Source organism: Ostreiculturibacter nitratireducens (assembly GCF_032670585.1).
GTDB lineage: Bacteria > Pseudomonadota > Alphaproteobacteria > Rhodobacterales > Rhodobacteraceae > Ostreiculturibacter > Ostreiculturibacter nitratireducens.
Genome location: NZ_JAVQHL010000003.1, coordinates 265,463 through 282,775, shown reverse-complemented (window position 1 = coordinate 282,775; position 17,313 = coordinate 265,463). Strand labels below are relative to the sequence as shown.

17 protein-coding genes are annotated in these 17,313 nt (G+C 66.6%); 7 read left to right on the top strand and 10 right to left on the bottom strand.

The genetic code is table 11. The features are described from left to right. Positions 1 to 44: 44 nt before the first annotated feature. Genes ABCN56_RS15700 through upp form a run of 5 tightly spaced genes read left to right on the top strand, consistent with a single transcriptional unit; the run spans position 45 to position 4,560 of the window. Positions 45 to 437 (top strand): cytidine deaminase, encoded by a 393-nt coding sequence (locus ABCN56_RS15700; protein WP_343081764.1) that lies wholly within the window; start codon positions 45 to 47, stop codon positions 435 to 437. After that, on the top strand, positions 437 to 1,744 hold the full coding sequence (locus ABCN56_RS15695; RefSeq protein WP_343081763.1) for a thymidine phosphorylase: 1,308 nt from the start codon (positions 437 to 439) through the stop codon (positions 1,742 to 1,744). The genes ABCN56_RS15700 and ABCN56_RS15695 overlap by 1 nt, the downstream gene beginning before the upstream one ends. Further along, positions 1,744 to 2,955: a phosphopentomutase gene (locus ABCN56_RS15690; protein ID WP_343081762.1), complete on the top strand. Its 1,212-nt coding sequence runs from the start codon at positions 1,744 to 1,746 to the stop codon at positions 2,953 to 2,955. Before ABCN56_RS15695 ends, ABCN56_RS15690 begins: the two co-directional genes overlap by 1 nt. Continuing rightward, positions 2,952 to 3,935 (top strand): adenosine deaminase, encoded by a 984-nt coding sequence (locus ABCN56_RS15685; protein ID WP_343081761.1) that lies wholly within the window; start codon positions 2,952 to 2,954, stop codon positions 3,933 to 3,935. Before ABCN56_RS15690 ends, ABCN56_RS15685 begins: the two co-directional genes overlap by 4 nt. Next, the gene (gene upp, locus ABCN56_RS15680; RefSeq protein WP_343081760.1) at positions 3,928 to 4,560 is read left to right on the top strand and encodes a uracil phosphoribosyltransferase; all 633 of its coding nucleotides are present in this window, start codon (positions 3,928 to 3,930) and stop codon (positions 4,558 to 4,560) included. The genes ABCN56_RS15685 and upp overlap by 8 nt, the downstream gene beginning before the upstream one ends. A 1-nt stretch (position 4,561) precedes the next feature. On the opposite strand, the gene ABCN56_RS15675 is transcribed toward upp, so the two are convergent. Together ABCN56_RS15675 and ABCN56_RS15670 are read right to left on the bottom strand one after the other, a co-directional pair. Further along, positions 4,562 to 5,584 (bottom strand): hypothetical protein, encoded by a 1,023-nt coding sequence (locus tag ABCN56_RS15675; protein WP_343081759.1) that lies wholly within the window; start codon positions 5,582 to 5,584, stop codon positions 4,562 to 4,564. Between the two features lie 84 nt (positions 5,585 to 5,668). Next, entirely contained in the window at positions 5,669 to 7,294 is a 1,626-nt protein-coding gene (locus ABCN56_RS15670) for an AMP-binding protein (RefSeq protein ID WP_343081758.1), read from the bottom strand. Between the two features lie 95 nt (positions 7,295 to 7,389). On the opposite strand from ABCN56_RS15670, the gene ABCN56_RS15665 reads away from it, so the two are divergent. Continuing rightward, positions 7,390 to 8,310 (top strand): DMT family transporter, encoded by a 921-nt coding sequence (locus ABCN56_RS15665; RefSeq protein ID WP_343081757.1) that lies wholly within the window; start codon positions 7,390 to 7,392, stop codon positions 8,308 to 8,310. A 79-nt stretch (positions 8,311 to 8,389) separates the two neighbouring features. Continuing rightward, the gene (locus ABCN56_RS15660) at positions 8,390 to 9,439 is read left to right on the top strand and encodes a glycosyltransferase family 2 protein (protein WP_343081756.1); all 1,050 of its coding nucleotides are present in this window, start codon (positions 8,390 to 8,392) and stop codon (positions 9,437 to 9,439) included. 10 nt (positions 9,440 to 9,449) lie between these two features. On the opposite strand, the gene ABCN56_RS15655 is transcribed toward ABCN56_RS15660, so the two are convergent. The 8 genes from ABCN56_RS15655 to ABCN56_RS15620 form a co-directional block, all read right to left on the bottom strand. Then, the gene (locus ABCN56_RS15655; RefSeq protein ID WP_343081755.1) at positions 9,450 to 11,651 is read right to left on the bottom strand and encodes a 3-hydroxyacyl-CoA dehydrogenase NAD-binding domain-containing protein; all 2,202 of its coding nucleotides are present in this window, start codon (positions 11,649 to 11,651) and stop codon (positions 9,450 to 9,452) included. After that, the gene (locus ABCN56_RS15650) at positions 11,648 to 12,118 is read right to left on the bottom strand and encodes a cupin domain-containing protein (protein ID WP_343081754.1); all 471 of its coding nucleotides are present in this window, start codon (positions 12,116 to 12,118) and stop codon (positions 11,648 to 11,650) included. The genes ABCN56_RS15655 and ABCN56_RS15650 overlap by 4 nt, the downstream gene beginning before the upstream one ends. Then, on the bottom strand, positions 12,118 to 12,585 hold the full coding sequence (locus ABCN56_RS15645; protein WP_343081753.1) for a cupin domain-containing protein: 468 nt from the start codon (positions 12,583 to 12,585) through the stop codon (positions 12,118 to 12,120). The genes ABCN56_RS15650 and ABCN56_RS15645 overlap by 1 nt, the downstream gene beginning before the upstream one ends. Further along, a complete protein-coding gene (locus ABCN56_RS15640; protein ID WP_343081752.1) occupies positions 12,585 to 13,796 on the bottom strand; it encodes an acetyl-CoA C-acetyltransferase in 1,212 nt (403 codons plus the stop codon). The genes ABCN56_RS15645 and ABCN56_RS15640 overlap by 1 nt, the downstream gene beginning before the upstream one ends. Positions 13,797 to 13,807: 11 nt before the next feature. After that, positions 13,808 to 14,443, bottom strand: a complete 636-nt coding sequence (locus ABCN56_RS15635; RefSeq protein ID WP_343081751.1) for a glutathione S-transferase family protein — start codon at positions 14,441 to 14,443, stop codon at positions 13,808 to 13,810. Between the two features lie 54 nt (positions 14,444 to 14,497). After that, positions 14,498 to 16,276, bottom strand: coding sequence for an acyl-CoA dehydrogenase C-terminal domain-containing protein (locus ABCN56_RS15630; RefSeq protein WP_343081750.1), 1,779 nt, complete (start codon positions 16,274 to 16,276; stop codon positions 14,498 to 14,500). Between the two features lie 20 nt (positions 16,277 to 16,296). Next, on the bottom strand, positions 16,297 to 16,692 hold the full coding sequence (locus ABCN56_RS15625; RefSeq protein ID WP_343081973.1) for a MerR family transcriptional regulator: 396 nt from the start codon (positions 16,690 to 16,692) through the stop codon (positions 16,297 to 16,299). A 199-nt stretch (positions 16,693 to 16,891) separates the two neighbouring features. Continuing rightward, positions 16,892 to 17,269 (bottom strand): MerR family transcriptional regulator, encoded by a 378-nt coding sequence (locus tag ABCN56_RS15620; RefSeq protein ID WP_343081749.1) that lies wholly within the window; start codon positions 17,267 to 17,269, stop codon positions 16,892 to 16,894. Positions 17,270 to 17,313 lie beyond the last annotated feature (44 nt).

Sequence of the window (17,313 nt, the reverse complement as noted above, 5' to 3'; positions counted from 1 at the left end):
CGCGCCGCGGACGCAGCATGGACAGAAGTCCGAGGAGGTCCGCCATGAGCCTGCTGAAAGCTGCCACAGACGTTCGCGAAAACGCCTATGCCCCCTATTCGCATTTCAAGGTCGGCGCGGCCGTCCGGGGCGCCTCGGGCAGGGTCTACGCTGGCTGCAACGTGGAAAACGTGGCCTACCCGGAGGGCACCTGCGCCGAAGCGGGCGCCATCGCCGCCATGATCGCCGCCGGCGAGACCGAACTGACCGAGGTCTGCGTGATCGCCGACAGCCCGGAGCCTACCTCCCCCTGCGGCGGCTGCCGCCAGAAGCTCGCGGAGTTCGGGCGGCACGACGTGAAGGTCATCATGGCGACCGTAAGCGGCAAGACGAGCGAGTCGACGATCGGCGACCTGCTGCCGGCCGGCTTCAACTCCCGCCACATGGACAAGGCGTGATGGACGCCCGGTCGATCATCGCGGCGGTCCGGGACCGAAAGGGGCTTCGGCCGGAGGCGGCGAAATGGTTCGCCGACGGGCTCGCCTCGGGCGATGTCACGGACGCGCAGGCCGGGGCATTCGCGATGGCTGTCCTGCTGAACGGCCTTGGGGCCGAAGGCAGGGTCGCCCTGACCGAGGCGATGCGCGACAGCGGGCAGGTGCTGACCTGGGACCTGCCGGGACCGGTGGTGGACAAGCATTCGACGGGCGGGATCGGGGACTGCATCTCGCTTCTTCTCGCGCCTGCGCTCGCGGCCTGCGGCGCCTATGTGCCGATGATTTCCGGCCGCGGGCTCGGCCATACCGGGGGAACGCTCGACAAGCTCGAGGCGATCCCGGGCTACCGGACCGACGTATCGGTCGAGGATCTTCACCGGATCGTCGCGGAAACGGGCTGCGCCATCGTCGGCGCCAGCGCGAACATCGCCCCGGCGGACCGGCGGCTCTACGGCATCCGCGACATCTCAGGGACCGTCGAAAGCATCGACCTCATCACCGCCTCCATCCTGTCGAAGAAGCTCGCCGCCGGGCTCGAGGCGCTGGTCCTCGACGTGAAGTGCGGCTCGGGCGCTTTCATGAAGACGAAGGAGGATGCGAAGGCGCTGGCCATTTCCCTCGTCGACACGGCGAACGGCGCGGGGTGCAGGACGGCGGCCCTGATCACGGACATGGACGAGCCTCTCGCGACCGAGGCGGGCAACGCGCTGGAGGTCATCGCCGCGCTCGAAACGCTGACCTGCGACGAGGTGAACCCGGCGCTCTGGGATCTGACCGTCGATCTCGGGGGCGAGGCGCTTGCTCTCGCTGGACTGGCCAAGGACGCCGAGGAAGGGGCAAACCGTGTCTCCGAGGCGATGGAATCGGGCCGTGCCGCCGAGATTTTCGGCAAGATGGTCGCCGCGCTCGGCGGACCCAAGGACTTCATCGAACATTACCGCGACCGGCTGCCGGCGGCGCCCGTGCTGCGCGAGGTGTTCGCTGACGAGGCCGGTCACGTCGCCAAGATCGACGCGGAGGCTCTGGGCCACGCGGTCGTGCACCTCGGCGGGGGACGGCTGAAGGGCGGGGAGAAGATCAATCCTTCCGTCGGGCTCTCCGCACTGGCCAAGGTCGGCGACACCATCGACGAGGGAGAGCCGATAGCCCTCGTCCACGCCGCGACCGAAGCGGAGGCGCAGAAGGCCATCGCGGAGGTGCGCCGGGCCTACAGGCTGAGCGAGAGCCCGGTCGAACCCTGGCCGCTGGTCCTGGAAAAGGTCGGCTGATGGCGCGTGCCTTCCTGATCGTCATGGACAGCGTCGGCTGCGGCGGCGCGCCGGACGCCGCGAACTTCTTCAACGCGGGTAGGCCCGATACCGGGGCAAACACGCTCGGGCATATCGCGGAAGCCTGCGCCGCCGGACGCGCGGAGGAAGGGCGCAGCGGGCCGCTCAGGATGCCCAATCTCGACGCCTTGGGCCTTGGCGCGGCGCTGCGGCTTGCGTCCAGCATGGAGGTCGAAGGGCTCGGGGCGGAGCCCGCGGGCCTGTGGGGCGCGGCGACGGAAGTCTCGAAGGGCAAGGACACGCCATCGGGCCACTGGGAGCTGGCCGGGGTGCCCGTGCCCTGGGACTGGACCTATTTCCCGAACGAAGACCCGGCGTTTCCGCAAGACCTGATGGACGAGGTCGCGCACCTTGCCGGGGCGGAAGGAACGCTCTGCAATCGCCACGCCTCGGGCACGAAGATCATCGAGGAACTCGGGGCCGAACACATGCGGACGGGATGGCCGATCTGCTACACCTCGGCGGACAGCGTCTTCCAGATCGCCGCGCATGAGGAAACCTTCGGACTGAAGCGCCTGCTCGACCTCTGCGAAAGGATCGCGCCGAAGCTTCACGCAATGAAGGTCGGCCGCGTCATCGCGCGGCCCTTTGTTGGCGAACCGGGCAGTTTCGAACGTACGGGCAACCGGCACGACTACGCCATCGCCCCACCGGAACCCACGCTCTGCGACTGGGTGCAGGCGGCGGGCGGAAAAGTCTGCGCGGTCGGCAAGATCGGAGACATCTTCTCGGGCAAGGGCATCGACGAAGTCCTGAAGGGACCGGACGACGCCGCCCTTTTCGACCACATGATGGATCTCGTCGATGGCGCCCCGGACGGTTCCCTGACCTTCGCGAATTTCGTGGAATTCGACAGCAAGTATGGCCACCGCCGCGACGTGTCGGGCTATGCCCGCGCGCTCGAGTGGTTCGACGCCCGGGCGGGGGAGTTCCTGGCCCGCCTCAGGCCCGGCGACCTCGCGATCTTCACGGCCGATCACGGCAATGATCCGACCTGGTTCGGCACCGACCACACGCGGGAACGGGCCCCGGTGGTCGGCGCAGGTGTCGGCGCCCGCGCCGTCGGCCAGGTCGGCTTCGTCGACGTCGGCGCCTCGGTCGCGGCGCATCTCGGCGTGCCGGCGCAGGGGAAGGGACGGAGTTTCCTGTGATGTTGCCGAAGGTGGAACTTCACCATCATCTGGAAGGCGGCGCGCCGCCCGCCTTCATCCGCGGGCTCGCTGCCCAAAAGAAGATGGACATAGGCGGCATCTTCGACGAACGCGGCAACTATGCGTTCCGCGATTTCCTGCAATTCCTGAAGGTCTACGAGGCCGCGACAGGGACCTTGCGGACGCCGGAGGACTATCACCGCCTGACGCTCGCCGTGCTGGAGGAGGCCGCGGCCAGCGGCGTGATATACTTGGAATCCTTCCTGTCCCCCGATTTTTGTGGCGGGCGCGACCTGTCGGCGTGGCGCGAATACCTCCACGCCATCCGCGAAGCGGCCGAGGCGGCGGAGCGGAAGGACGGTATCGTCCTGCGCGGCATCGCCACGGTCATCCGGCATTTCGGCCCGGACAAGGCGCGCGAAACCGCGCTTTGCGCGGCGGAGACAGCAGGCGACTTCCTGCGGGGCTTCGGCATGGCCGGAGACGAGATGCGTGGCAAGCCGAAGGATTTCGCCTGGTCCTTCGACATGGCGCGCGAGGCGGGGCTGAGGCTCACCTCCCATGCCGGGGAATGGGGCGGGCCGGAAAGCGTCCGCGACACGATCCGCGACCTGCGAGTGGAGCGCGTCGGTCACGGCGTGCGGGCGATCGAGGACCTCGCGCTGGTCGACGAACTGGCCGAGAAGGGCATCGTCCTCGAATGCTGCCCGGGCTCGAACATCGCGCTCGGGCTCTATCCCTCGTGGCGCGCGCATCCGATCGCCAGACTCCATGACCGCGGGGTCAAGGTCACGATCTCGACCGACGATCCGCCCTTCTTCGGCACCTCGATGGAACGCGAATACACGCGGCTCGCCGAAGCCTTCGACTGGGACGAAGGGATGTTCATGTCGCTGGCCCGCACCGCGGCGGATGCAGCGTTCTGCGACGATGAGACCCGTGACAAGATATTGAAAAGACTGGAGAAGGAAGTTGTCTGAGCATCTGACAGTGGTCAATCACCCGCTGGTGCAGCACAAGCTGAGCATCATGCGCGACAAGAACACCTCGACGGCCGGCTTCCGCCAGCTGCTGCGCGAGATCAGCCAGCTCCTGGCCTATGAGGTCACGCGGGAGATGCCGCTGACGATGCGGGCGATCGAGACACCCCTCTGCGAGACGATGGTCCCGGTGCTCGCGGGAAAGAAGCTCGCTCTCGTGTCGATCCTGCGGGCGGGCAACGGGCTTCTGGACGGGATCCTCGATCTCGTTCCCTCGGCTCGGGTCGGCTTCATCGGGCTCTACCGCGACCACGAGACGTTGCAGCCCGTGCAGTACTATTTCAAGGTTCCGTCGGAACTGGACGACCGGCTGGTGATCCTGGTCGACCCGATGCTCGCTACCGGGAATTCTTCGGCGGCGGCGGTCGATCTTCTGAAAAAGGCGGGGGCCACGAACATCCGGTTCCTCTGCCTGCTCGCCGCCCCGGAGGGCGTCGCGCGGATGAAGGAGGCGCATCCCGACGTGCCGATCATCACTGCGGCGGTCGATTCGCACCTCAACGAACACGGCTACATCGTTCCCGGCCTCGGCGACGCGGGCGACCGGATGTTCGGCACGAAATAGGCTATTCGCCGCAGATGCCCTGAAGCGAGACCCAGTCCCCGTCCGACAGCAATGGCGCGGGCGGGGGCGCGGATCTGAACGGATCCGCCTCGATCAGGCCGAGGACGCTCTCGCCCGAGATGTCCACGGCGTAGGCATAGGGGGAGGACGGGACGCCCGCCGCCTCGAACCAGGCAAGCAGATCCTCGTCGGCAACCCGTCCGGGCTGCGTCGCGAGGAGCGCCTCGCCGTAGCCCGCGATTGAATCCCCGGGCAGGTTGCCTGTCGTCAGGAGCCGGAACGTGGCGCCGAAGCCTGCCCAGTGAAGAAGCTCCTCGAGGGGATCGGATGCCTCGGCCCGGAGCCGTTCGGCGAGGATGTAGCCGGCGGCGACCTCTGGCGATTCATGGTCTTCCACGAGGTCGCGGCCCATGAGGATGATCTTGCCCGGCAGGTGCCGCGTGCCGCTGAGCGCGCTGGGCACGATCACGAGTTCGCCCCCGACCGGGCCGATGAGCCTTTCGGAAAAGCTCGCCAGCGCGCGCTGTCCCGGCCCGGAGGCACAGGGGGCGCCCGAAATCCGCGCGACATCCGCCAGAATCGCCTTTCCGATCTCGCTGCGCTTAGCGAAGGGGACGACAGAGGCCGTGTGGCGGACAAGCTCCCCCGGCAGCCAGAAGATGCCGAGGCCGAGAACGGTCACGAGCCCGACGCCGAGAAGGATCGACCGCAGCCGCCCCGGATGCGGCTTGCGCGCCTCGATCAGGCGGTGGACCTTCTCGATCGCGGCGATCATGGTCTCGTCGGTCAGTTCCAGCGTTTCGCCGTCGTCGTCTCCTGGCGCGTAGATTGCGGGCATCTCTCCGGGGTTCACCCGCCTGACCGCCGGAAGCGACCAGTGCGAAAGAGGCACGTCGTTGCGACTGTCCGACAGCACGAGAGAGGCGTCGCGGAATCCCACGATCACCTCGCGGCGCTGCCGTTCCGGCCCCTCGCGCCAGAGGCCGGTCGTCTCCAGCCGCTGATATTCGGAAAGCGCGGTCATGCGCGTTGCGGGCCTGCTCCTGCCTCTGTTGACAGCAGAATAGCCGAGCCGCGCCCCGCTAACAATCCGCGCTTCGCGGGTGGGTCAGAGCATCTTCGCGACGGCCCGAAGCTCGAACTTCTGGATCTTGCCCGTCGAGGTTTTCGGAAGTTCCGAAAAGACCACGCGCTTCGGCGTCTTGAAGCCTGCGAGCTTCGTCCGGGTGAATGCTATCAGCTCCTCCTCCGTGGCGGTCTCGCCGGGCTTCAGTTCGACGAAGGCGCAGGGAACCTCGCCCCATTTTTCGTCCGGCTTCGCGACGACGGCGCAGAGCGAGACGGCAGGGTGGTGCATGAGAGCCCCTTCCACCTCGACGGAGGAGATGTTCTCGCCGCCCGAGATGATGATGTCCTTCGCGCGGTCGGTGATCTTGATGTAGCCGTCGTCGTGCAGGTAGGCGATGTCGCCGGAATGGAACCAGCCGCCCTTGAAGGCATCCTCGGTGGCCTCCGGGTTGCGGTAGTAGCCCTTCATGACGGCGTTGCCGCGCATCACGACCTCGCCGAGGTGATGGGCGTCGCGCTGGACCTCCTTGCCATCGTCGTCGACGACCGTCGTCGCCTCCATCATTGGCAGCCGGACCCCGGTGCGTGCCTTGAGCGCGGCGCGCTCGTCGCCGGCGATGCCGTCCCATTCGGGCTTCCAGATGCATTCGGTGACGTGACCGTAGGTTTCGGTCAGGCCGTAGACCTGGGTGACGTTGAAGCCCAGGGGCTCGATCTTGGCCAGCGTGGCGGCCGCCGGGGGAGCGCCGGCCGTGAAGACCTCGACCACGTGATCGAAGGAACGGCGGTCCTCGGCCCGGGCGTTGATGATCATGTTCAGGACGATCGGCGCACCGCCGAAATGGGTGACGCCCTCGTCCGCGATGGCGTCGTAGATCGCCTTCGCCGTGATGTCGCGGCAGCAGACCAGCGTCCCGCCGACCGACGGCATCATCCAGGTGTGGCACCAGCCGTTGCAGTGGAAGAGCGGCACGATCGTAAGGAGCTTCGGATAGAGCACCATGCGCCAGCTGATCACCGTGCCGAGCGTGATGAGATATGCGCCCCGGTGGTGGTAGACGACGCCCTTCGGCCGCCCCGTCGTACCGGACGTGTAGTTCAGCGCGAGGCTTTCCCATTCGTCCTCGGGCATGATCCAGTCGAAGGCCGGATCGCCTTCCGCCAGAAGATCCTCGTATTCGGTGTAGCGGCCGCTGGCCGGGTGGCCCGCCTCGGGGTCCGCGACCTCGATGATCTCCGGGCCCGGGCCCTCCATCGCGGCGATGGCCGCTTCGGCAAGCGGCAGGAGAGCGGTGTCGACGAGGACCATCTTCGCTTCGCCATGGCCGAAGATGTAGGCAACCGTGTCGACGTCGAGCCGCGTGTTGATCGTGTTCAGGATGGCGGCTGCGGCCGGCACCCCGAAATGCGCCTCGGCCTGGGCCGGGACGTTGGGCAGAAGCGTCGCCACCACGTCACCGGGGGCGATTCCCCGACCCGCGAGGGCCGAGGCGAGCCGACTCACCCGGCCGTAGTATTCGGGATACGAAAAACGACGCGATCCGTAGACCATGGCGGTCCGGTCTGCGAAGACGTCGGCGGCACGGATCAGGTGTGAAAGCGGTGTCAACGGCACGAAATTTGCCGTTCGTCTCTCAAGTCCGCGTTCGTCCTTCAGCCAGCCCATACGCTCCTCCGCGTCGATTTCGATGTCGTTTCCGGACGCGCATTTTGACGCGGCCCGGGGTTCTTGGAAAGCACCGAAAGGGCGAGAGGTGCAGGATGTCAATGGCCATGGTTATCGGAGGCAGCCGGACGCTGGCTGCGGCGGGGATGATCCTCGTCTACGCCGTGGTGATAGGCTTTACCGACAACTACGTCCGCCTGATCGCCTCCGAGGCCGGTCTGTGGCAGTTCCACGCGACGCGGACGGCGATGGCGCTGGTCCTGATCGCGCTGGCCGCGGCACCCTTCGGGCTGAAGCTTCGGCCGATCCGCCCCCGCGCCGTACTCGCGCGGAGCCTCGTTCACGGCACGGCGATGCTGTTCTACTTCGGGTCCCTCGCTTTCCTACCCGTGGCGCAAGTGGCGGCGGGCCTGTTCACGGCGCCGATCTTCGTCCTCCTGATCTCGCGCTTTGCCTTCGGCCGCAGGATCGGCCCGTTCCGGCTCGTCGCGGTGGCTATCGGCTTCGTTGGTGTCCTGTTCGTTCTCGGGCCGGGTCAGGAGGCGCCCATCGGGCTCGCGAGCATCCTGCCGGTCTTCGCGGGGGCGCTCTATGCGATGGGCAACATCGCAACGCGGGACTGGTGCGAGGGTGAAAGCGGGGCGGTCCTGACGCTCGGCTTCTTCCTTGCCCTTGGCTTCTACGGGCTGGTCGGGATGACCGTCCTCGCCCTCTGGCCCCTTCCCGTGCCCGCGGGCGAGGATGGCTTCATCCTTCGCGGCATTGTCGTTCCGAGCGCGACCTTCCTTGTCTGGACATTCGTGCAGGCGGCCGGCTCCCTCGTCGCCGTGGGGGCGATGGTGAAGGGTTACCAGCTTGCGGACGCAAGCCGCGTGTCGGTCTTCGAATACATGGTCCTGCCAGCGGCCGCGATGTGGGGCTGGGCGATCTGGGGCGAGGTGCTCAACGCCCGAGCCATATTCGGCGTCCTCCTGATCTTCGCGGCGGGCACCGTCATCGCCCTGCGCAACAAGTGAGCCCGCGCGGGACTTTCCTCTGCCCGCTGCCTTTGCTAGGCCTGCCCTAGCGCCCGGGTCCCGCCGCGAGGAGGTCTTCGTGACAACGCTGATCGTCACCGCCATGCGGGATGAAGCACCCTACCTGCTGGAGTGGGTCGCCTACCACCGAATGATCGGTGTGGATCATTTCCTGGCATTCTCGAACGACTGTTCCGACGGAACCGACGCGATGCTCGACCGGTTGGAGGAGGTGGGGCTCGTCACCCATGTCCGCAACGACAAGGTGACGCGGAAGGGTGTCCAGTGGACGGCGCTCGACCTCGCGCGAAAGCACCCGGTGACCGAGACGGCGGACTGGATCCTCGTCAGCGACGTGGACGAGTTCGTGAACGTCAAGGCCGGGAACGGGCGGATCGAGGATCTGGTCGCGGCCGTGCCCGATGCCGACGCGATCGCGCTGACATGGCGGCTCTTCGGATCGAACGGGGTCGTGGATCAGTGCGACCTTCCGGTGATCGGGCAATTCACCCGCGCCGCGCCGTTCCCCTGCCACGCGCCCTGGCAGGCGAGCCAGATCAAGACCCTGTTCCGCAACAACGGGCTTTACAGGAAGCTCGGCGTGCACCGGCCGAAGGACCGCGCGAAGGGAAAGCGGGAGCCGGTCTGGGCCAACGGTTCGGGCCAACGCCTTGGCCCCGAATTTCTGGACGAGGCCGTAATCACCTACGGGCAGGCCGCCGGAATGGAGCTTGCCTGCCTCAACCATTACTCGGTCAAGTCGGCCATGTCGTTCCTCGTCAAGTCAGAACGGGGGTTGCCGAACCGGGCGAGCAAGCCGATCGACATCGGCTACTGGGTTGACCGGAACTTCAACACGGTCAAGGAAACGTCGATCCTGCGGCACCTGCCGGACTTGCAGGCGGCGCTGGCGGAGCTGCTGCGGGACGAGACGCTCGGTCGGCTCCATGACGCGGCGCTGGCCTGGCACCAGGCGCGCGCGGCGGAGGTCATGGATCGACTGGACGGTCTGGTTCTTCTGCTGCGGATCGTCGGGACCGAAAGGCGTGACATCGACCCCGCTCTGGCGCGGAGGCTTCTCATGAAGCGGGTCGAGATCCGCAGGCGCGACCGGGCCGGCGACGACTAGCTCTCGACGGTCAGGCCGCCTTCTTTCCGGCGCCGAAGCGGCCGTAGAAGCTCTCGCCTCTCGCGGCCATCTCGCGCAGGAGATCCGGCGCCGCGAAGCGGGGACCGAACTTCGCCGCAAGCCCGCTGCAAAGGTTCACCGCGCGCTCCGCCCCAAGCATGTCGAGCCAGGAGAACGGCCCGCCGGACCAGGGCGCGAAGCCCCAGCCGAGGATTGCGCCCACGTCGCCCTCGCGTATGTCGGTCAGGACCCCGTCTTCCAGCGCGCGCACCGCTTCGAGCACTTGCGAGAAGAGAAGCCGGTGCTTGACCTCCGAAAGGTCGGGCTGTTCGGCGGCTTCGGCGTATTTCGCGGACAGCCCCTCCCAAAGGCCGATCCGCTTGCCTGCCTCGTCATAGGCGTAGAAGCCCGCATTGGCCTTGCGCCCAAGACGACCTTCGTCCGCCATCCAGAACAGCACCTCGTCCACCTCGCCGTCAGGGTAGGTGTCGCCCATCGCGGCCCTGGTGGCCTTGGCGATCTTCACGCCGAGGTCGATCGAGGTCTCGTCCACGAGTTGCAGCGGCCCGAGCGGCATGCCGACAAGCTTCGCCGCGTTCTCGATTAGCGCCGGGGCGACGCCTTCCCTCACCATCCGGATGCCTTCGTTGATGTAGGGGATTATGCAGCGGTTCGCGTAGAAGAACCGCGCGTCGTTCACCACGATCGGCGTCTTGCGGATCTGGCGGACGAAGTCGAGCGCCTTGGCAACCGCCGTGTCGCCGGTCTCGGCGCCCCTGATGATCTCGACAAGCATCATCTTGTCGACGGGCGAGAAGAAATGGATGCCGATGAACTGGTCCGGCCGCTTCGACGCCCTGGCGAGTTCAGTGATCGGCAGCGTCGAGGTGTTGGTGGCGAAGATGCAGTCCGCGCCGACAACGGCCTCGGTCCTTGCCGTTACCTCGGCCTTCACCTTCGGGTCCTCGAAGACGGCTTCCACGATCAGGTCGCAGCCCTCGAGCGCGGCGTAATCCGTCGTCGCGCTGATGCGGGACAGGACCTCTTCCTTCTTCTCCGCCGTGACCTTGCCGCGCTTCATGCCCTTGTCCAGCAGCGCCTCGGAATGCGCCTTGCCCCGGTCGGCTGCCTCCTGCGTCGCGTCGATGAGGACCACCTCGATCCCCGCACTGGCCGAGACATGGGCGATCCCGGCCCCCATCATCCCGGCACCGAGGACGCCGACCTTCTTGACGGACTGGTCGGGCACCGAGGGACGGTTCGCGCCCTTCTCAAGCGCCTCCTTGTTGATGAAGAGCGATCGGATCATCGCGGAGGAGGAGGGGTTCATCAGCACGTTGACGAACCAGCGCGCCTCGACCCTCAAGGCGGCGTCAAAGGGGACGAGCGCGCCTTCGTAGACCGCGCTCAGCAGCGCCTTCGCCGCCGGGTAGACGCCCATCGTCCGGCCCATGACCATGGCGTTCGCGCCGACGAAGGTCATGTAGCCTGCCGGATGATAGGGTGCGCCGCCGGGCATCTTGTAGCCCTTCTGGTCCCAGGGCTTCACGAGGTCGGCGTCCTTCGCCGAAAGCACCCATTCCTTCGCGCGGGCGAGAAGCTCACCGGCGGGCACGACCTCGTCGACGACGCCGGCGGCCTTCATCTTCTTCGGCTCCTGCATCTTGCCTTCCAGAAGGAAGGGAGCCGCCGCCATCGGCCCGAGCTTGCGGACGAGCCGCGTCGTGCCGCCCGCGCCCGGGAAGAGGCCCACCATGATCTCCGGCAGACCGATCTTGGCCTTCGGGTTGTCCGCCGCGATGATCCGGTGGCAGGCCAGAGGCACCTCGAGCCCGATCCCGGCGGCCGTGCCCGGAAGCGCCGCGACGACCGGCTTGCCGCCCTTCAGCGTCTTCGGGTCCATTCCGGCGCGCTCGATCTTCCTCAGAAGCCCGTGCATCCGCATGATGCCGTCGAAGAGGCCCTGGGCCGGGTTCTCACCTGCCTCATCCCTCATCCGGGCGAGGATGTTGAGATCCATCCCCCCCGCGAAGTCCTTCTTGCCCGAGGTGATGATCACGCCCTTGACGGCTGCGTCGGCCAGAGCCCTGTCGATGCATTCATCGAGTTCGGCGAGACCCTCGAAGGACATGACGTTCATCGACTTGCCCGGAACGTCCCAGGTGATCGTGGCGATGCCGTCCGGATCTTTCGCGTAATGGAATTCGGTCATTTCGTCCTCCTCCGGGCGTGTTCGGTTCCGTCGCTGCGAAGATAGCGCCGGGCGGTGCCGTCCTTGTGCGTGATCAGGTCGTGATCGGGGTAATGGATGGTGTCGCGTTCGTTCCTCGCGCCGATGACGAGGTAGCGCGCGGGCCGGTCCGACCGGTTGTCCAGCCGGTGGCCGACGGGCGATCCCGCAGGCCAGGCGGCGGCGTCGCCCGCCCGCAGGACCGTCTCGGCATCCTCGACCAGCACGACTTCGCCCGACAGGACGTAGATCATCTCGTCCTCCGTCTCGTGCCAGTGTCGCCGCCCCGAGCGGGAGCCGGGCGGCAGCTCCTCGATGAAGGCGCCGAACTGCGTCAGTCCACCGGGGTCCGAGAGCAGCCGGAACGAATAGGGTCCCGTCCCGCCGCCCAGCACCGGATGGACGGGGTCCGGTTCCTCCACGAAGCCGGCAGAAGCGACCTTCGGCATCACGGGGCCTCGTAGTCCCGGCCGTCCTTGTGTGTGAACCGGGCCCTTCCGTCCGTGATTTCCACCACCAGGTCAACGTCGGAATAGGTCGCGATTTCGTGCTTCGAGCGCGTCCCGACGACGAGGAAACGCGCCTCGCGGTCGCTGCGGTTGATGAAGTGATGCCCGTTCCGGTCTCCGGCCGGGAAGGCGGCGCAGTCGCCCGGCCGCATCACGAATTCGCCTTCGTCCTGGACGAGGACGCATTCGCCCTCCGTCACCATGACGAACTCGTCCTCGTTCTTGTGCCAGTGGCGGAGCGAGCTTTTCGCGCCGGGCTCGAGGATGATCAGGTTCGCCCCGAACTGCGTGAGCCCGCCCGCGTCGCCAAGGCGCAGCGAGGAGCGGCCATTCATCTGCGACGCGTAAGGCTCGGGATAGATCGAGCCGGTGCGCGGCGCGATCCTGGACTGGTCGATGATACCCATCATATCCTCTCGATGATCGTTGCGGCACCCATGCCGGACGCGACGCACAGCGTCGCGAGGCCCGTGCCCTTGCCGGTTCGTTCCAGTTCGTCGAGGAGCGTGCCGATGATGATCGCACCGGTCGCGCCCAGCGGATGGCCCATCGCGATGGCGCCTCCGTTCACGTTGACCTTGTCGGCGGGCACGTCGAAACGCTGCAGGAAGCGCAGGACGACCGCCGCGAAGGCCTCGTTCACCTCGAAGAGGTCGATGTCGGAGATCGACATCCCCGACTCCTTCAGGATCTTCTCGGTGACCGGAACGGGGCCCGTCAGCATGATCGTCGGATCGGTCCCGATCTTCGCCGTGGCCCTGATCCGGGCGCGCGGCTCGAGGCCGTGCGCCTCCCCGAATTCCTTGTTCCCGATCAGGAGGGCCGCAGCGCCATCCACGATCCCCGAGGAATTGCCCGCGTGGTGGATGTGGCGGATTCGTTCGAGGTGCGGGTATTTCATCAGCGCAACCTTGTCGAAGCCGGGCATCGTTTCGCCCATATCCTTGAAGGACGCCTTCAGCGCGCCAAGGGCCTGCATGTCGGTGCCCGGCCGCATGTATTCGTCGCGGTCGAGGATCGCGAGGCCGTTCTGGTCGCGGATCGGGACGATGGATTTCGCGAAGCGCCCGTCCTCCCACGCCGCCGCGGCCCTGCGCTGGCTTTCGACGGCGAGCGCGTCGGCCTCGTCCCGGGTGAAGCCGTATTCGGTGGCGATGAGGTCGGCCGAGATGCCCTGTGGAATGAAGTAGGTTTTCATCGCGATGCTCGGATCGACCGCGATCGCCGCGCCGTCAGAACCCATCGTGACCCGGCTCATCATTTCCACCCCGCCCGCGATGTAGGCCGATCCCGCGCCGCCCCTCACCTGGTTCGCCGCAAGGTTCACCGCCTCCATCCCCGACGCGCAGAAACGGTTGATGGACAGGCCGGGGATGCTTTCGTCAAGGTCGGACAGCAAGACCGCGGACCGAGCGAGGCAGCCGCCCTGTTCGCCGACCTGCGTGGCGTTGCCCCAGATCACGTCCTCGACCGCGTGGCCGTCGAGCCCGTTGCGCTCCTTCACGGCGTTCAGGATCTTCGCCGAAAGCGCGACCGAGGTGACCTCGTGCAGCGCGCCATCGGCGCGGCCCTTGCCGCGGGGGGAGCGGACGGCGTCGTAGATATAGGCTTCGGTCATGCTCTCCTCCGTCATGCCCGGTCCGAGGGGCGGCCGGGCATCATGTCATAAGGGTGCTTCCAGCCGGGCAGGGCCGCGATGCGGTCGAGCCAGCGGTCGATGTTCGGCCAGTCCTTCCGGTCGAAGCCGAAGGGTTCGGGGTAGTAGAGATAGCCGCAGCAGGCCATGTCGGCGATCGTCGGTCCGGCACCGACGATCCAGTCGCGCCCCTCGAGGTGCCGGTCGAGGACCTCCAGCGCCGCCTTGAGGCGCCCGGAGAGCCAGCGGATCACCTCTGCCGGGCGTTTCTCTTCCGGCACGAAGTTCATGAGGAACCGCAGCGTGCCGGCCTGTGAGGACATCTTGTGATTGTCCCAGAGAATCCAGCGCAGGACCTCGCGTTCTTCCCGCGGCGTCGCGCCGCCGAGTTTCCCGGTCTTCTCCACGACGAAATACTGGATGACGCCCGACTGGGTCAGAACCTCGTCGTCCGCAACCAGCACGGGCGCCTCGCCCATCTCGTTCAGGGCGCGGAATTCGGGGCTGCGCGTCGCGCCCTGGAAGAAGTCGACGAAGACCGGCTCCCATTCCAGCCCTGCGATGCTGAGGGTCAGTGCCGCCTTGTAGGCGTTTCCGCTCTCGCCGAAACAGTGGAGCTTCATGGCCATCTTGTCCTCCCTGGCCCTCCGTCTGGCGCGTCGGGCATCCGCTGCAAGGCTACCTCAGAAATCGACCTCGTCGAGCGCCATGACCGGTTCCGCGCCGGACTGGATGCGGGCGAGGTGCATCTTCGTCGCGGGCAATTGCCGCGCCATGTAGTAGCGCCCCGTCGCGATCTTCGCCTCGTGGAAGGGCCGGTCCGGCGCGCCCGCGGCCAGCGCCGCCATCGCGGCCCTTGCCATCCGCGCCCACATCAGGCCGAGGCACACATGCCCCATCAAGTGCATGAAGTCGTAGGACCCCGCGAGCGCGGCATTGGGGTTCTTCATCCCCTCCTGCACGAAGAACATGCTCGCCGCCTGAAGGTCCTTCGACGCCGCCTTGAGGGGGTCGAGGAACCCTGCCTTCAGCGCCTCGTCGCCGTCGTTTTCCCTGATGAAGGTCTTCACGATCTCGAAGAAGGCCATGACATGCTTGCCGCCATCCGCGGCGAGCTTCCGTCCGACGAGGTCGAGCGCCTGCACGCCGTTCGCGCCCTCGTAGATCATCGGGATCCGGGCATCGCGGGCGAACTGGCTCATCCCCCATTCCTCGATGTAGCCATGCCCGCCGTAGACCTGCTGCGCCCCGACCGTCGCCTCGAAGCCCTTGTCGGTAAGGAACCCCTTGATGACCGGCGTCAGGAGAGAGATCAGCCCCTCGGCCGCCGCGTCGTCGGCGCGGCGCGCCTTGTCGATCAGCGAGGCGCCCCAGTAGGTGAAGGCGCGGGCGCCTTCGACGAAGCTCTTCTGGTCCAACAGGTTCCGCCGCACGTCCGGGTGGACGATGATCGGGTCGGCGGGGCCGTCGGGGTTCTTCGCCCCGGTCACGTCGCGGCCCTGCAGGCGGTCCTTGGCATAGGCGACGGCATTCTGGTAGGCGGCTTCCGCCACGGCATAGCCCTGAAGGCCGACGCCGAGCCGCGCCTCGTTCATCATCGTGAACATGGCCTTCATGCCGCCGTGAAGCTCTCCGAGCAGATAGCCCGTCGCGCCGTCGTAGTTCATCACGCAGGTGGCGCTGCCGTGGATGCCCATCTTGTCCTCGATCTTGCCGACCGAGACGGCGTTCCGCCGCCCAGGGGAGCCATTCTCCATCACGAGGAACTTCGGCACGATGAAGAGAGAAATGCCCTTCGTCCCCTCGCCGCCGCCCGGCGCCTTCGCGAGGACGAGGTGGATCACGTTCTCCGACAGGTCGTGGTCGCCGGCGGAGATGAAGATCTTCTGCCCGGTGATGCTGTATGTCCCGTCGCCCTGCGGCTCTGCCTTCGTCCGCATGATGCCGAGGTCGGTGCCGGCATGGGGCTCGGTCAGGTTCATGGTGCCGGTCCAGTCGAGGCTGACCATCTTCGGCAGGTAGGTGGCCTTCTGCTCGTCTGTCCCATGGGCGAGGATCGCGCCGATCGCGCCGTGGGTCAGGCCCTGGTAGGTGTTGAACGCCATGTTGGCCGAGACGAAGATCTCGCCCACGGCCGTGCCCATGAGGTAGGGCAGGCCCTGGCCGCCGTATTCGGGGGGCAGGTCGAGCCCGTTCCAGCCACCCTCCCTGACCCGGTCGAATGCCTCCTTGAAGCCCTCGGGCGTGTAGACAATGCCGTTCTCCAGCCGGCATCCCTCCTTGTCGCCCACCGCGTTCAGGGGCGCGAGAACCTCGGAGGCGAGCTTGCCGGCCTCGTCGATGACCGCCGCGGTGAAGTCCTGCGCAAGCTCCTCGTAGCCGGGGATTCCGCTTTCGGTCACGTTCAGCACATCGTGCAGGATGAACTGAATGTCCTTCGCGGGGGCGGTGTAGCTTGGCATGTCCTGCTCCGTTCTTGTCGTCAGGCGGCGGTCTGCTTCTTCATTTCGGCGATGACCTTTTCGCCCCATTGGATCTGGTCGGTGAGCTCGGCGATGGCCTTTCCCAGCTCCTCATGCTGGGCACGCATCTCGGCCAGGCGTTGCCGCGCGACTTCGACCGTGCGCGTCAGCTGTGTCTGCTGCTGGTCGCCCATGTCATAGAGATCGAGAAGCTGGCGGATGTCCTCCAGCGAGAAGCCGAAGCGCTTGCCGCGCAGGATCAGCTTCAGCCGCGCCCTGTCTCGGCGGGTGAAGAGGCGCTTCTGGCCTTCGCGGATCGGGGAAAGAAGCTCTTTTGCCTCGTAGAAGCGGAGCGTGCGCGGCGTCACGTCGAAGGCGTCGCACATCTCTCGTATCGTCATCAGGGCATCATTCATGATGCTGCCTTTCATGAAACGGTCGTTTGCACTGAGCCGCAGATTGGGCACTCGATCATACGATACAAGCAAAGTTTACGTGCACGTCAACGTGACGTGGCGTCACGAGGCACTGGGCGAAATTTTCGCGAAAACACCGCGACGAACCGCGCAAGAATCTGAGCGCCGGAAAAGGTGAAAATCGCTTGGAATCAGGGATTCAGGGCTGTGATTGAAGCGTCGCTTCAGTCTCGTCCCGCAGCCGTCTCAGGTCCCGTATCGCGGCGTCGAGTTCGTCGCGCTGGCGTTCCAGTTCCTTCAGTTGCCGGTCCGCCATTCCGATCCAGACCTGGTACTGCTCACGCGTACCCTTCGCGTCGTACAGAAGAAGCCACTGCCGGATATCCTCCAGCGAAAAGCCGAAGCGGCGGCCGCGCAGGATGAGCGTCATCCGCGCGATCTCGCGGGGACCGTAGAGACGGCTGCGCCCGTCCTTCCGCGGCTCGAGAAGCTCGATGTATTCGTAATAGCGCAGCGTTCGCGGCGTGACGTCGAAACGCGCGCACATCTCCTTGAAGCTGAGTATCTGTTCGGCCATCGCGCTCCCTCGGGCGCAACACTAGTGCCCGCGAAGGTGCGGCG